Raw genomic sequence first — 13,712 nt, 5'->3', positions numbered from 1 at the left:
TATGACCACGATGCGGGCATGGCGGGTCCACGAACTCGGCGAGCCCGGCATGGTGCTGCGCCTCGACACTGTGGCGCAGCCCGAGCCCGGGCCGCGCCAGGTTCTTGTCCGCGTGACCGGCGCCGCCGCGAACTTTCCCGACGTACTGATGTGCCGCGGCCTGTACCAGGTGCGCCCGCCGCTGCCGTTCACGCCTGGCGTGGAAGTGTGCGGTCAGGTGGTGGCCGTGGGAGCCGACGTCGCCGACATCGCGGTCGGCGATCGCGTGATCGGCGGCACCGCGCTGCCCTGCGGCGGTTTCGCGGAATTCGCCCTGATGGACGCCGCCCAGACGTTCCCCGCGCCGCCCGCGCTGGATGACGCCGAGGCGGCCGCGCTGTACATCGGATACCAGACTGGATGGTTCGGCTTGCATCGCCGGGCCGGTCTGCGGGCCGGTGAGACCCTGCTTGTGCACGCCGCGGCCGGTGGCGTGGGCAGCGCCGCCATCCAGCTCGGAAAGGCCGCGGGCGCCAGAGTGATCGGGGTCGTCGGGGGGCCGGAGAAGGCGGCGTACGCCGCGAAGCTGGGCGCCGACGTGGTGATCGATCGGCGGACGGAAGATTTCGTCGAGGTTGTGCAGAGCGTGACGAACAATCGGGGAGCGGATGTCGTCTACGACCCGGTCGGCGGTGAGGTCTACACGAGATCGACGAAATGCATCGCCTTCGAAGGCCGGATCCTGGTCGTAGGTTTCGCGGGCGGGGAAATCCAAACGGCCGCATTGAATCACGCGCTGGTCAAGAACTATTCCGTCGTCGGCCTGCACTGGGGTCTGTACAACGCCTACGAACCGGCGGCGGTCGCGGAGTGCCATCGTGCGCTGACCCGGCTCGCCGCGCAGGGCGCGATCAAGCCGCTGGTCAGCGAACGGCTGACGCTGGACGGCATCGCCGATGGTGTGCAGCGCCTCGCCGACGGCAAGACCGTCGGCCGAGTGGTCTACGTGCCATAACCGTCGCCGTCGACGCTCTGGCGGGCAGCATCGCCGACATGCGTCCCGGCCACCGCGGCGCCCCCGCGAGGGCGTCCATCGAACACACGGAGGAGAACATCATGAGCAACCGGACTTCGAGGATCGCCGTCGTCACCGGCGCGGCGCGCGGCATCGGCGCCGCCGTCGCGCGACGGCTCGCCGCGGACGGCATGGCCGTAGCGGTGCTCGATCTGGACGAGGCCGCGGCCGAGCCCGTGGCCGACGACATCGAAGCCGCCGGTGGCCGCGCGCTGGCCATCGGCGCGGACGTGGCCGACGAAGCCGCGGTGACGGCGGCCGTCGAGCGCGTCGTCACCGAACTCGGACCTCCTACGGTGCTCGTCAACAATGCCGGCATCCTCCGCGACAATCTGCTGTTCAAGATGACCGTCGAGGATTGGGATGCCGTCCTGGGCGTGCATCTGCGCGGCGCGTTCCTGTGCAGTCGCGCGGTGCAGCGTCACATGATCGATCAGGGCTGGGGGCGCATCGTCAGCCTCTCCAGCACGTCCGCGCTCGGCAACCGCGGCCAGGCCAACTACGCCGCGGCGAAGGCCGGTGTCCAAGGCTTCACGAAGACGCTCGCACTCGAACTCGGCAAGTTCGGCATCACCGCCAACGCCGTTGCGCCAGGATTCATCGAGACGGACATGACCGCGGCCACGGCCGAACGATTGGGCGTGTCCTTCGAGGAATTCAAGAAGGTGGTGATCGCACAGATCCCCGTCGCTCGCGCGGGAACACCAGAGGACATCGCGCACACCGTGTCGTTCCTGGCGAGCGAGGGCGCGGGATTCGTGTCCGGCCAGGTCGTGTACGTGGCCGGTGGACCTCGGAACTAGGACGGAAGGACAGCGACCGATGAAGGTATTCCAGGGCTTGGCCGATATGGAGAAGGCCGTCGGAACTCACCTCGGATACAGCGACTGGTACACCGTGACTCAGGAGCAGATCGACCGTTTCGCCGACGCGACCGGCGATCACCAGTGGATCCACGTGGATCCCGGGAAGGCGGCGACGGGACCGTTCGGCACGACCGTCGCCCACGGATTTCTCACGCTGTCCCTGATTCCGATGCTGACCCAGCAGATCTACCGCGTCGAGGGCTTGTCTATGGGCGTCAACTACGGCGCCAACAAGGTGAGGTTCCCCGCGCCCGTTCCGGTGGGATCCCGGCTGCGCGCCGGCGTCGAGTTGCTTTCGCTCGCTCCGGCGACCCTCGGGTTCCAGGCGGTCAGCCGCGTCACCGTCGACATCGCCGACGCCGCCAAGCCCGCATGTGTCGCCGAGACCGTCGCGGTGCTGGTGCCTTGACGAGCGACCGTAACCGCGAGGTTCTGCCCGGCTTGGACGTGGATCGGCTGGCGGCATGGCTGGCCGATGTCGAGCCGGATCTGCTCGCCGGACCGCTCACCGGTCGCCTGATCGCAGGCGGGAGATCCAACCTCACCTACGAGATCAGCGACGGCCGGTCGGCGTGGATCGTGCGGCGGCCCCCGCTCGGCCACGTGCTGGCGACCGCACACGACATGTCCAGGGAATACCGGGTCATGACCGCGCTGGCCGGCACCGGCGTACCCGTCCCCGCCACCTACACGCTCTGCGAGGATCCCGGCATCCTCGGCGCGCCCTTCTATCTGATGGAGCGGGTGATCGGGACGCCCTACCGCGCGGCGGCCGAACTCACGGCGGTCGGCGCCGACCGGACGCGAACCATCTCGACCGGAATGGCCGACGCTCTGGCCGCTCTCCACACCGTCGTTCCCGCGGAAGTCGGACTTGCGGATTTCGGACGCCCGAACGGATTCCTGGCTCGGCAGGTGCACCGTTGGAAGAAGCAGTTGGACGCCTCCCGCTCCAGGGAACTGCCGGATGCGGACGCGCTGTACGGAAAGCTCGCGGCCCACCAGCCCCCACAGTCTCCGGATGGAATCGTGCACGGCGACTACCGGCTCGACAACATCCTGATGGACTCCGGCGACCGCGTGGTCGCCGTGATCGACTGGGAGATGGCGACTTTGGGTGATCCGCTCACCGATGTGGCGCTCCTGCTGCTGTATCACCGCATCGGCGAGATCGGCGTCACCGGTCTCAGCGACGTAGCCCTCGCGCCCGGGTTCCTCACCGAGGCCGAACTACTCGACCGGTACGCCGAACGCAGCGGCCGCGACCTCGCGCACTTCGGTTTCTATCTGGGCCTGGCCGCCTTCAAACTCGCGGCGATTCTCGAAGGCATCCACTACCGCCATCTCCACGGGCAAACCGTGGGCTCCGGCTTCGAGACCGTGGGATCCGGGGTCGAACCGCTGCTGCGCATCGGAATCGAAGCGCTCGATGACAACAGCCGATGATCGACCCGGCGCTCCGCGACCGGGCCAAAGTTGAATCTGATGTCGAATTCAAATACGGTGCGCAGGAAGCCACCGGTCAGGATGAGGAGTCGCCATGTTCGAGCTCTCGGAGCGATCTCGCCGATACCGCGAGGATCTGCTCGCCTTCATGGACGAGCGCGTCTACCCTGCGGAGGCGATCTACCACGCCCAGATGGCGGAGTCCGGTGATCCGCACTTCCATCCGCCGATCCTGGAAGAACTCAAGACCGAAGCGCGTAAGCGCGGTCTGTGGAATCTGTTCCACCCGCACCCGGAGTGGGGCCCGGGGCTGACCAACCTGGAATACGCGCCCCTCGCCGAAATCATGGGCCGCAGTGCGCATCTGGCCCCGGAGGCAACCAATTGCAACGCGCCGGACACCGGCAACATGGAAGTGCTGACGCTGTTCGGCACACCCGAGCACAAACAGACCTGGTTGCGGCCGCTGCTGGAGGGCGAGATCGCCTCGGCGTTCGCGATGACCGAGCCCGCGGTCGCCAGCTCCGACGCCACCAACATCGAGCTGCGCATGCGGCCCGACGGCGACGAGTACGTGCTCAACGGCCGGAAATGGTGGACCTCCAACGCCTTGCACAAGAATTGCAAGGTCCTCATCGTGATGGGCAAGACGGATCCGGATGCGCCCGTGCACCGTCAGCAGAGCATGATGGTCGTCCCGATCGACACCCCCGGCGTAACGGTCTTGCGCAACCTGCCCGTCTTCGGGTATCAGGACCGGGAAGGGCACGCGGAGGTGGTGTTCGAGAACGTCCGGGTGCCGCGCACCGCGCTGCTCGCCGGTGAGGGCGACGGGTTCATGATCGGCCAGGCCCGGCTCGGCCCGGGGCGGATCCACCACTGCATGCGCGCGATCGGCATGGCCGAAAGGGCGCTGGACCTGATGATCGACCGAGCGCAAACGCGCACGACGTTCGGCGCGCCGCTGGCCGACCGCGCCAATATCCAGGACTGGATCGCGGAGTCCCGCATCGAGATCGATATGGCGCGACTGCTGACGCTGGAGGCTGCCCATCTGATGGACACCGTCGGAAACCGCGAAGCGCGCGTTCAGATCGCCGCGATCAAGGTGGCCGCGCCCCAGGTCGCTCTGAAGGTGATCGACCGGGCCATCCAGGTCCACGGCGGTGGTGGCGTCTGCGACGACTTCCCCTTGGCGAACATGTACGCGCACCTGCGGACGTTGCGTCTGGCGGACGGGCCGGACGAGGTGCACAAGCGCACGATCGCCCAGATGGAGCTGCGCCGCCGCGACCCGTCGTGGGGCAAGTGACGGTAACCGGACGGAAAAGAACCGACACAACCACCTGTCGAGGAGGAACCGATGGCCGAACCCCGCGTGGTAGTGGCGACCATGATCGCGAAGCCGGGCCAGGAAGAGCTGGTGGAGCGGACGTTGCGAGCGGCCGCGCCCGCAGTGCACGCCGAGCCGGGCTGCCTGCTCTACGCACTGCATCGACGGTTCGGCGAACCCGGTCGATTCGTGATGATCGAGAAATGGGCGTCCAAGGAAGCGCTGCGAGCGCACGGTCAGAGCGCGGCGCTGCGCGAGATCGGTGCGGCTTTGGGCGACGCGCTCACCGATCCGGCCGAAGTGCTGGTCTTCGACGCGTTGCCCGCGGGCGATCCCGAACTGGGAGCGCTCTGATGCACGAACGGGAAGAGAACTCATGACCAAGACCCAGCAGGTGCGCCTCGCGCGGCGTCCATCAGGACTGCCCGACGCCGACACCTGGGACCTCACGACCGAGGAGCTCCCCGAACTCGCCGCGGGAGAGATCCTGGTCAAGGTCGACTTCATCTCCCTCGATCCCGCGATGCGCGGATGGCTCAACGACGTGCGCTCGTACGTGCCGCCGGTCGGGGTCGGCGAGGTGATGCGATCGCTGGACATCGCGACGGTCGTCGAGTCCAGGCACTCGGACTTCGCCGTCGGCGACATTGTCAGCGGAACGTTCGGGGTGACCGAATTCGCGATCAGCGACGGGAAAAACGTCGGGAAGGTCGACCCCAGTGTGGCCTCGGGCCCCACGTGGCTCGGTGCGCTCGGGATGCCCGGCATGACAGCGTATTTCGGTCTCCTCGAGGTCGGGAAACTGCGCGCGGGGGAAACCGTTGTCGTGTCGGCCGCGGCCGGAGCTGTCGGCAGCGTGGCGGGGCAGATCGCGAAAGCCCATGGCGCCACGGTGATCGGTATCGCCGGTGGAGCGGAGAAATGCCGATGGCTCACCGAGGAGTTCGGTTTCGACGCGGCCGTCGACTATCGGAACGAGGACGTGCTGCGGCGATTGCGCGAACTGGCTCCCCAGGGGATCGACATCTACTTCGACAATGTGGGCGGCGACATTCTCGACGCCGCGCTCGCCAATCTCCGCTTCGGCGCCCGCGTGGTGCTGTGCGGGGCGATCTCGGCGTACAACGACGACAAGCTGCCCCCCGGACCGTCGCGCTACATGTCGCTGTTGGTCTTCCGCGCCTCCATGACCGGATTCGTCGTCATGGACTATGCCGACCGCTATGGCGAGGCTGTAGCGCACATTTCGCGATTGCTGGCCGACGGGACGCTGAAGGGCCGCGAGCACGTCGTCGAGGGTGGCGTCGGACAGTTCGGCGAGACGCTCAACATGCTGTTCACCGGAGCGAACATCGGGAAGCTCGTGCTGGCGCTCTGAATCGAGCGCATCGAACCCGCTCGATAACGCGCGGACCCTGGCTTATGCGGAGAGTCTGCGAGCCGGGCGGCGGTGCCGTCGAGCATTCGGCCGGGCTGTGACGGGCCGAGAGGGGCACAGAATGTCGGTGCGCCCCAGCGTTGGGCGACGACGTTCGCCCGGACGCGTGCTCGGTGGGTACGGGGTGGGATTCGGAACTCCTTCCCGATTGGTGCCGCCGTACGCGACCGGACGAGGCGTCGCGGTGTCGAGTCTGTGCAACTGTCGGCGCGCGGCCGAGGGCGGGCGGCCCGGCGGACCATACCGGTCCGCAGGTTTCGGACGGACGGATGCGAGACTGAGCCGGTGACCGGACCAGAAGACCGCTCCCGTGCGGACGAGACGCGAGCACGGCTGCTGGAAGCCGCGGTCGCCGCGTTCGCCGATCGCGGCTTCCACGGATCGACGACCCGCGACATCACCTCGATCGCAGGCCTCAGTACCGCGGCGATCTACGTTCACCACCGTTCCAAGGAGGAGTTGCTCTACCAGGTCTCGCGTGCGGGTCATCAGGACACCCTGGACAGAATCCGGGCAGCTATCGCCTCCGCGGCCGACCCGGTCGGCCAGTTGATCGCGGTGATGCGTGAATTCTCGATCCATCACGCCCGCGCGCACACCGTGGCCAGGGTCATCAACTACGAGCTCGCCGCGCTCAGCCCGGAGCACCGCCGGGAGATCAAAGCAATCCGGCGCGTCATCGACAGCGAGGTGCGGAGCCTGATCGAGCGCGGCGTCGCGGCGGGCGTCTTCGACCACCCGAATCCACGCGTGGCCGCGATCGCCCTGCTCTCACTCGGCATCGACCTCGCCCGGTGGTACCGGGATGACGGTCCGTGGTCACCCGAGGAAATCGGCGACTACTACGTCGACCTCGGTCTGCGCATCGTGGGCGCGCGGGAACGGGACGCCTGACCGATACCGGGCGGATTCGCGTGCTCCCCGCCGAACAGCGGCCGCCTACGCTGTCGATCTGCCGAAGTCGAGTTCTCAGCACCGGCTCGCTGCGGCAGGCGGGGGCGATGACATCGTCCGCGAGACCGCCGATCCGGCACGCCCGCCGGACCGCGAACCTGACAGCGGTGCGATCCAGGTCTGCTCTCGGCCGGGTTCTCCCCGCCGTAGCGGCGGGTCGAGGAAGATCGGCGGCTCGATGAAGCCCCGGCGTCGATGCGGTCGGTTCCTCACCGTACTCGGCCCGCTGCGAAGATCTCAATAACAAAGGTTTCAAGTCGCGATGCTGTGGCTCGCGAGTTGCTACGGTCGCCCTGCTCGTCGGACAAGGCGAGCCGAGCAAGGAGATCGAGCATGATCCTCGGGTCGATGATGCGCCGAATCGGCATCACGGCAATAGTTTTCGTCGCCAGTGCGGCAGCCACTCTGACGATCGCGCCGCAACACGCGTCCGCCGCGCCCACAAGGAATCCCATCTTGTTCGTCCACGGGTGGCAGGGGTCCGCGTCGAACTGGCAAAGCATGGTCTCGCGCTTCACCGCCGCCGGCTACAGCTCGGCCGAGCTCCGCACGTTCACCTACGACGACACCAGTCGAACGAACTGATCGCCCAGGTGGTGAAGGCCGAGGCCGACGCCCTGCGGGCCGCCACCGGCGCGTCCGAGATCGACATCGTCTCCCACTCCATGGGCGGGCTCAACAGCCGCCGGTACCTGAAATTCCTCGACGGCACGCGCTACGTCGACGACTGGGTTTCCATCGGCGGTCCCAACCACGGCACCGATGTGGCCTACGGCTGCATCGACGTCTCCTGCGAGGAGATGCGTCCTGGTTCGAGCTTTCTCGCCGAACTGAACAGCGGCGACGAAACTCCGGGCGGCGTGACCTACGGAACCTGGTGGTCGCCGTGCGACGAAATCATCAACCCGGACCAGAGCGTACTGCTGAACGGCGCGGCCAACACCAGGACCGGAGGCGTCGGCCACGTGGCACTGCTCGATGATGCCACCGTATTCGCCCAGGTCAGAGATTTCGTGGCCTGACTGGTCCGGCGACGGCCTCGCGGAGAGTCGGTGCGGCCGGGCAGGTCGGTTCACCTATGGGGAATCGTGATCACCGCTGGCACCACTGTCGGCCTCACCTTGGGCGCCTGTACTTCTTCCCACTCGGCGCGGTTTGGCCATCCGCCGGATGCCGGCGGCCGGAGCATTGTCACCAGCTCGTTTCCGTCGCAACGCCTCGAGATCGATGACACTTCCACCGGGCTCGGCGCTGCCCGGATCGTCGTTCGGAGCGGGGTGCGCCGCCGCGCCGGGGTCGACCGGCCACCACCCTGTCTCCCGCTGCAGTTCGGATCGCAGGACCGGCTTGGTCGGTGCGGGGTCATAGACGGAGCCACCTTCCGAACGCCAAGTCTTATGGTGACGCTCCCCGGCCTCTTCCGCCACGCGCCGCGGGCGACGTGGTAACCGGGTGACTTTCGACGTGCCGTCTCCGTCTCCGGGAGTCTCCACAGCCTTCATTCCTTCTTCCAGCTTCCTGCGCAACCGTTCCAGCTCGTCGAACCTCTTCCCGCCGGGCCCTGACAAGAAGCCCCGTCCCGGCACTTCCCGCTCCGACATCGAGCTAGCGGCCGACGACTGCCACCGCGTCCGTCGGCGCCGCGATCGCTGGAACGCCGAGCTGATGGTCGAACTTGTTGCTGATTGCATCGCTCACGCCCGTATTCTCCCTCAGTAGGTAACCACTGGGAACCGGAGCCCGGCCCGCGCCGCCGAAGGCCCGCTCGGAACTCGATACCCTTTCGACGGGTCAGGCCGGCTGCACGACGGTATCGAGGATCAGGGCCTTGCGGGCGAGATCTTGGATCGCCGCTTCGTACTGGGCTTTGAAGCGGACCGCCAGGTCCGCCAGGGCAGGAGTTCGGCGACCGGACCCGGTGGGTGGCTCGTCGATTGATGCGTCGTCGGCGATACTGCGCGTGCACGCGATGCTGGAGCGGCTGCCGAAGCCCGGCGCCGAACATGAATCAGGAGAACGACATTGGCGAAGCTACACCGGCCCGGGCGCCCTGACGATCTGCCGGACGCGCGGCTGCTGTGGGCGCGGTGGGCGGCCGTAGCGGTCGCTACCTACGATCGCGACGGGGAGCGCGAGCCGCAGCAGCATCGTTCGGGATACTGGATCGACGACGACGGCCTGCACTGGGACGACTGCGGGTGTACCTGGTGGGTGCTGAAGTGGTTCGGCGACGGCCGCGCACTGCTCGTCGGCGAGGACGAATCGAGCCGGGTCAAGGGGTATGAGCCCGCGATCGACCTGCTGGCAGGAGCGCCGGAATGGCTACCGCGGCGCTACCTGCGGGACCTGATCGATGACTACATGGTCGGCTGCATCTACTGGTTCGACGAGGGGGCCTGGCATCGGGCGCCCTACCCGGACGATCTGGCCGACGACGGACTCGACTGCGGGCTTTCGGCTTTGACGACACGGGCGGGCGCGGTCGGCGAGATCGCCGAACGGCTGGAGTTCGATGCCACCGACACCGGTATGCCGGAGCTGTGTGATCAACTGCTCGACGCAGCCGAGCGTGGCGCGCTCACCGAGTCCGTGCTTCGATCCTTCGCCGAGACGATGGTTCGGTTGAAGGCACAGCATTACCCCGAGGACGATTCCCCACCACGCACCGACAACGACCTCGCCGCCATGTTCGCACTGGCCGCGCGGGCCGGTCTCGACACGGCGACCTGGACCGGCACGCTCGGCGTCCGAAGCTGAACCGGACGGATACCGCTCGGCGTGCCGGCCAACGGACACGCCGAGCGCTTCTCGGTAGCTGGTCACTGGCAAACTGTTCGCCCACCACGTAGCTGCGGCGGTGGCGTGGTTCGGTCTGCGCCCAGCGCCGGGAACCGACCCTTCAGTGGTCAGGCCGGCACGCGATCGGCGGCGAGGAAATCATCGATGAAGCCCAGCGCCCGGTCTTCCAAGCCCGCATAGTGGGCCTCGCGAACCGCGCCGGTGAGGGCTTCGTCGAGCAGCAGGTTGCCCGCGGCATCGAGGCGCTGCCGCTTTTCCTCCGCGCCGGCCAACAGCCCCACCGACGACTGCGTGAGACCGCAGTAGTAGGCGATACCGTCGTTGAGTTGCGCGCTGAGCGCATCCTGCATGAGTTCGACGATCGCGTCGTCGTCCGCCGCGCCGGCCAGCCCCAGCCACAGCATGCGCTTGCCCGCGAGCCGGGGCTTGCTGCGGCCGTAGGCGAATCCGTAGTTCCACACCCGATCGATCCAGCCCTTCAGAATTGCCGGGACCTGCATCCAGTACACCGGGAAGACCGCGACGATCACGTCGGCAGCGAGGATGCGCCGCATATGGTTCTCGACTTCGGGGGAGTAGGCCTTCTCGCGGTTGCCCCATTCCGGGAGGTCGGCGGCCGTCATGCGGGGATCGAAGTTCTCGGCGTGCAGATCGAGCAGGTCGATCCGGTAGCCGGCCGTGGTGAGCCGCCGGTTGGCCAGGTCGGCGATGTGGGCGGTCAGCGAATCGGGCCGGGGGTGGGCGACGACGACCAGCGCGGTGCGTGTGGTCGCGGTGTCGACGGTCGGGTTGTGCTGCACGGGGCCTCCTTACGGGTCCGGAGTTCCGGACGATCGGTTGTGGTCTGGGTTCATTCCACACGCCGGGCCCTGGACGATCTATGGGTAAAGATCTACTTTCGATAGGAGTTCGTCTACCCTCGTTGGTATGGATCCACTGAGCCACCTGCTGAGCGGCATCCGAGCCGAGGGGGCTGTGCTCACCACCGCGGTCCTGGAAGCACCGTGGAGCCTCCGGTTCGCCGACGAAGCGCCGCTGACCATGGTCACCGTGCTGCGCGGTGGGGGAACCCTGCTGCTGCCGGGCGGTCTAGAGCGCCGGATCACGGTGGGAGACACCGCGATCGTGCGCGGCCCGGAGACGTTCGTCCTCGTCGACCGCGCGGATACTGTCGGCCTGCCGCACCAGGAATACGAGGTCGCCTGCTTCGCGCCGGACGCCAAATGCGATCCGGCGCTGGACGGCGGTCGCTGGGGAGACGACCCCGCCGGTGAGACCGCTCTGATCGTGGGCGCCTATCGGGCGTCGGGCCGCCGCCACGAACGGCTGCTGCGTGCGGTACCACCCGTGCTGGTCGTGACCGACGATGTGGAGGTGTGCGCGTGGATGGAGTCGATCGCCGCGGACGCGGCCCGGCGTCCGGCCGGAGCGCAGGCGATGATGGACCGGTTGCTGGACTGGGCGCTGGTGTGCACGTTGCGCGACTGGTTCGAGGGACTGGACGCCGACGCGCCGGGTTGGTATCGCGGGACGGCCGATCCGGTGGTCGGGCCGGCGTTGGAAGCCATGCACGGAAGACCGGCCGCCGGTTGGACGGTCGCGTCCCTGGCCGCCGAGGCCGGGGTATCGCGGGCACTGTTCGCACGGCGGTTCTCCGAGGTCATGGGGCAGTCGCCCCTGGCGTATCTCACCGCATGCCGGATGGATGAGGCGGAGGAACTCCTGGCCGACCGAAGCCTCACCGTGGCGCAGGTGGCGAAAGCCGTCGGTTATGCGGACGCTTTCGGTTTCAGTGCTGCGTTCAAGCGGCATCGGGGTATCCGTCCCAGCGATTTCCGCGCCACCACCGATCTCGGCGCGTGAACCGGCACCTGGTTCGGTGCCGGGCGCGGCAGCGTTGAGCCAGGTCGAACAGCGTCCCAGGGCACCTGGTGACGTGGGGTGAGGGCGACGTGGCGGTGACTCTCCAGCCGGGCCGACTACGGGCTCAGGTCTCGACAGCACCCGGGCCGGACCCGGCTGCGGCGCTTCCGGGAGTGAAGAGGCGGACAGATTTCCTCGGCCGGATGGTCGGCTGCGAGGTGAATCAGTTTCGCGGTGCGGCGCGGTCGGCGCGGGCGTGGGTGGCGACATCGCCGGGGACGGTGTCGAGCATCGCGCGTGAGGTGTGCAGTTCGGTGATGGCGGCGGTGATGCGGTCGCGTTCCCGGCACATCGGAGCGGAATGAGAGGTCACCGGCAAATCCTTGCGGTGAGATTGAACGCATCGCGTCGCGAAACAAACGTTCTGGCACGGGGTTTCGTATCAATTGGTAGCATTCGAGCCGCTTTCGGGCCACTGGATCGGCGGCGGGTAGGGGGCGTTGATGGAGGTGGAGGATATCCACCACGCATACGGCAGACGGTCGGTGCTGCGCGGCATCGATCTCGTGTTGCCTGCGGGGACGTTGGTGGGCATCGTCGGTGAGAACGGTGCGGGAAAGTCGACGCTGTTGAAGGTGTTGTCCGGAGAGCTGCAGCCGGACCGGGGGATGGTCCGCCACCGTGGACCGTTCGGTTACTGCCCTCAGCAGGTGATCCTGAACGACGCCTTCACGGTGCGTCAGCACCTGAATCTCTTCGCCGCGGCCTATGCGATCCAGGACCTGCGCCGCGCCGAGGAGGCCATGGAGATCTTGCGCTTCTCGGAATATGCCGATGAGCGGGTCGGGACGCTCAGCGGCGGCACGCGGCAGAAGCTCAACCTGACGCTGGCGGTGATGCATGATCCGCAGGTTCTGCTGCTGGATGAGCCGTATCAGGGTTTCGATTGGGAGACGTATCTGCGTTTCTGGGATCTGGTCGCGCAGTTCCGTGACACCGGCCGCTCGGTTCTGGTCGTCTCGCATCTGGCTCACGACACCGACAAGCTGGATCAGGTGTGGCGGTTGCGCGACGGCGTCTTGCGCGGCGGACAGGAGAAGACCGGATGAGCGATGGTGTGCGCCTGTTCGTGATCGCCACGCGCTACGGCCTCATCGAGCATGCGCGTAACCGGTTCGCCATGCTGTTGGTTGCCGTCTTCCTTCCCCTCTTGATCACGATTGTCCGCGTGGCCGTCACCGACCTCGAGGTGCCGTTCCGGCTTCGAGACACCGGTCTGGTGCTGCGTGCCAACGGTAATCAGCTCGCTCAGGTCAGCGGCGCCCTGATGGCGGTCTCGCTGATCATAGGGTTCATGATGTTCGCGGCCACGTTCAGCAGCGGCGCATTCGACCGGCGTCTGTCGATGGCCGGGTATCCCCGGGTCGCTCTGGGTTCGGCGAAGATCGCCTGCCTGGTGGTGGCCTCGGTGGTGGTCTGTGGGTACGCGACGGCGGTCATCTGCTGTTACTGGTCGCCGCGGCAGCCTGCCCTGATCGCTGCGGCGCTATTCGGAGCGGCGATGACCTACGGGGCGTTGGGGGTGGCACTCGGCGCGCTGCTGCGCCGCGAGGTGGAGGGGATGTTCGCCATCGCGATGATCAGCTGTTTCGACATGGCCGTACAGAACCCCATCGCCAGTGCTGGGGCCGACAGCGATTTCGTGCGCTGGCTGCCCTCCTATGGGGCAATGCAGGCTTCGACGACGGCCGGTTTCTCCGACGCCACGCCATGGACGGGATTCGCCGTACAACTGGCGTGGTTCATCGCGAGCGCCCTCGTCGGTCTGATCGCTTTCCATCGGCGCACCCGCTCCTCTCTTCGCCCTTCGAGGTGGATGCGCCGCTCCGGCCGGAAGGAGTCCGGACAGCCGGCGAACCACTGAGGAGGTATCCCGCACGACCGCAGGTGGAGGCGCGG

At 67.4% G+C, this 13,712-nt stretch carries 17 protein-coding genes; 14 read left to right on the top strand and 3 right to left on the bottom strand.

Annotated features, from left to right (window positions below):
• Positions 1 to 10 precede the first annotated feature (10 nt).
• The 8 genes from NNI01S_RS25775 (at position 11) to NNI01S_RS25740 (ending at position 7,031) form a co-directional block, all read left to right on the top strand.
• The gene (locus NNI01S_RS25775; protein ID WP_063022867.1) at positions 11 to 994 is read left to right on the top strand and encodes an NADPH:quinone oxidoreductase family protein; all 984 of its coding nucleotides are present in this window, start codon (positions 11 to 13) and stop codon (positions 992 to 994) included.
• A 101-nt stretch (positions 995 to 1,095) separates the two neighbouring features.
• Positions 1,096 to 1,857 carry a 3-oxoacyl-ACP reductase FabG gene (fabG, locus tag NNI01S_RS25770; protein ID WP_063022865.1) on the top strand — a complete coding sequence of 254 codons (762 nt, stop codon included), beginning with the start codon at positions 1,096 to 1,098 and terminating at the stop codon, positions 1,855 to 1,857.
• 19 nt (positions 1,858 to 1,876) lie between these two features.
• Positions 1,877 to 2,329, top strand: a complete 453-nt coding sequence (locus tag NNI01S_RS25765; protein WP_063022732.1) for a MaoC family dehydratase — start codon at positions 1,877 to 1,879, stop codon at positions 2,327 to 2,329.
• Entirely contained in the window at positions 2,326 to 3,366 is a 1,041-nt protein-coding gene (locus NNI01S_RS25760; RefSeq protein WP_245676372.1) for a phosphotransferase family protein, read from the top strand. Before NNI01S_RS25765 ends, NNI01S_RS25760 begins: the two co-directional genes overlap by 4 nt.
• Positions 3,367 to 3,460: 94 nt before the next feature.
• Positions 3,461 to 4,678, top strand: coding sequence for an acyl-CoA dehydrogenase family protein (locus tag NNI01S_RS25755; protein WP_063022730.1), 1,218 nt, complete (start codon positions 3,461 to 3,463; stop codon positions 4,676 to 4,678).
• 51 nt (positions 4,679 to 4,729) lie between these two features.
• On the top strand, positions 4,730 to 5,053 hold the full coding sequence (locus NNI01S_RS25750) for a putative quinol monooxygenase (RefSeq protein ID WP_063022728.1): 324 nt from the start codon (positions 4,730 to 4,732) through the stop codon (positions 5,051 to 5,053).
• Between the two features lie 22 nt (positions 5,054 to 5,075).
• Positions 5,076 to 6,077 carry an NADP-dependent oxidoreductase gene (locus NNI01S_RS25745; RefSeq protein ID WP_063022726.1) on the top strand — a complete coding sequence of 334 codons (1,002 nt, stop codon included), beginning with the start codon at positions 5,076 to 5,078 and terminating at the stop codon, positions 6,075 to 6,077.
• A gap of 345 nt (positions 6,078 to 6,422) precedes the next feature.
• Positions 6,423 to 7,031, top strand: a complete 609-nt coding sequence (locus tag NNI01S_RS25740; protein WP_063022724.1) for a TetR/AcrR family transcriptional regulator — start codon at positions 6,423 to 6,425, stop codon at positions 7,029 to 7,031.
• Positions 7,032 to 7,300: 269 nt separating this feature from the next.
• Here the strand turns inward: NNI01S_RS25740 and NNI01S_RS36170 are convergent, their stop codons facing one another.
• Positions 7,301 to 7,609, bottom strand: coding sequence for a hypothetical protein (locus tag NNI01S_RS36170; RefSeq protein WP_245676371.1), 309 nt, complete (start codon positions 7,607 to 7,609; stop codon positions 7,301 to 7,303).
• On the opposite strand from NNI01S_RS36170, the gene NNI01S_RS36595 reads away from it, so the two are divergent.
• The 3 genes from NNI01S_RS36595 to NNI01S_RS25730 all read left to right on the top strand — a co-directional run bounded on the left by NNI01S_RS36595 (position 7,593) and on the right by NNI01S_RS25730 (position 9,848).
• Positions 7,593 to 7,676, top strand: coding sequence for a hypothetical protein (locus NNI01S_RS36595; protein WP_369689686.1), 84 nt, complete (start codon positions 7,593 to 7,595; stop codon positions 7,674 to 7,676). The genes NNI01S_RS36170 and NNI01S_RS36595 overlap by 17 nt on opposite strands.
• 8 nt (positions 7,677 to 7,684) lie before the next feature.
• The gene (locus tag NNI01S_RS35770) at positions 7,685 to 8,113 is read left to right on the top strand and encodes a lipase family alpha/beta hydrolase (RefSeq protein ID WP_218019262.1); all 429 of its coding nucleotides are present in this window, start codon (positions 7,685 to 7,687) and stop codon (positions 8,111 to 8,113) included.
• A 1,000-nt stretch (positions 8,114 to 9,113) separates the two neighbouring features.
• Positions 9,114 to 9,848: a hypothetical protein gene (locus NNI01S_RS25730; protein ID WP_063022722.1), complete on the top strand. Its 735-nt coding sequence runs from the start codon at positions 9,114 to 9,116 to the stop codon at positions 9,846 to 9,848.
• Between the two features lie 149 nt (positions 9,849 to 9,997).
• On the opposite strand, the gene NNI01S_RS25725 is transcribed toward NNI01S_RS25730, so the two are convergent.
• The gene (locus tag NNI01S_RS25725) at positions 9,998 to 10,690 is read right to left on the bottom strand and encodes an NAD(P)H oxidoreductase (protein WP_063022720.1); all 693 of its coding nucleotides are present in this window, start codon (positions 10,688 to 10,690) and stop codon (positions 9,998 to 10,000) included.
• A gap of 127 nt (positions 10,691 to 10,817) precedes the next feature.
• Between NNI01S_RS25725 and NNI01S_RS25720 the strand changes: the two genes are divergently transcribed.
• Positions 10,818 to 11,753, top strand: coding sequence for an AraC family transcriptional regulator (locus tag NNI01S_RS25720; RefSeq protein WP_063022717.1), 936 nt, complete (start codon positions 10,818 to 10,820; stop codon positions 11,751 to 11,753).
• A gap of 223 nt (positions 11,754 to 11,976) precedes the next feature.
• Here the strand turns inward: NNI01S_RS25720 and NNI01S_RS34780 are convergent, their stop codons facing one another.
• Complete coding sequence (locus tag NNI01S_RS34780) at positions 11,977 to 12,126, bottom strand: hypothetical protein (protein WP_157114971.1); 150 nt, start codon at positions 12,124 to 12,126, stop codon at positions 11,977 to 11,979.
• 172 nt (positions 12,127 to 12,298) lie between these two features.
• Between NNI01S_RS34780 and NNI01S_RS25715 the strand changes: the two genes are divergently transcribed.
• Both NNI01S_RS25715 and NNI01S_RS25710 read left to right on the top strand, forming a co-directional pair.
• A complete protein-coding gene (locus tag NNI01S_RS25715) occupies positions 12,299 to 12,862 on the top strand; it encodes an ATP-binding cassette domain-containing protein (protein ID WP_218019261.1) in 564 nt (187 codons plus the stop codon).
• Positions 12,859 to 13,677: an ABC transporter permease gene (locus tag NNI01S_RS25710; protein WP_157114970.1), complete on the top strand. Its 819-nt coding sequence runs from the start codon at positions 12,859 to 12,861 to the stop codon at positions 13,675 to 13,677. Before NNI01S_RS25715 ends, NNI01S_RS25710 begins: the two co-directional genes overlap by 4 nt.
• Positions 13,678 to 13,712: the final 35 nt, after the last annotated feature.

It is taken from the genome of Nocardia niwae NBRC 108934 = DSM 45340, from assembly GCF_001613465.1.
Taxonomy (GTDB): domain Bacteria; phylum Actinomycetota; class Actinomycetes; order Mycobacteriales; family Mycobacteriaceae; genus Nocardia; species Nocardia niwae.
The sequence above is the reverse complement of the archived record's forward strand: the minus strand, read 5'-3'. Positions and strand labels throughout refer to the sequence as shown.

Coding starts and splice junctions, on each gene's coding strand:
- NNI01S_RS25775 (WP_063022867.1), top strand. CDS start 11: ATGCGGGCATGGCGGGTCCACGAACTCGGCGAGCCCGGCATGGTGCTG.
- fabG (WP_063022865.1), top strand. CDS start 1,096: ATGAGCAACCGGACTTCGAGGATCGCCGTCGTCACCGGCGCGGCGCGC.
- NNI01S_RS25765 (WP_063022732.1), top strand. CDS start 1,877: ATGAAGGTATTCCAGGGCTTGGCCGATATGGAGAAGGCCGTCGGAACT.
- NNI01S_RS25755 (WP_063022730.1), top strand. CDS start 3,461: ATGTTCGAGCTCTCGGAGCGATCTCGCCGATACCGCGAGGATCTGCTC.
- NNI01S_RS25750 (WP_063022728.1), top strand. CDS start 4,730: ATGGCCGAACCCCGCGTGGTAGTGGCGACCATGATCGCGAAGCCGGGC.
- NNI01S_RS25745 (WP_063022726.1), top strand. CDS start 5,076: ATGACCAAGACCCAGCAGGTGCGCCTCGCGCGGCGTCCATCAGGACTG.
- NNI01S_RS36595 (WP_369689686.1), top strand. CDS start 7,593: ATGGTCTCGCGCTTCACCGCCGCCGGCTACAGCTCGGCCGAGCTCCGC.
- NNI01S_RS25720 (WP_063022717.1), top strand. CDS start 10,818: ATGGATCCACTGAGCCACCTGCTGAGCGGCATCCGAGCCGAGGGGGCT.
- NNI01S_RS25710 (WP_157114970.1), top strand. CDS start 12,859: ATGAGCGATGGTGTGCGCCTGTTCGTGATCGCCACGCGCTACGGCCTC.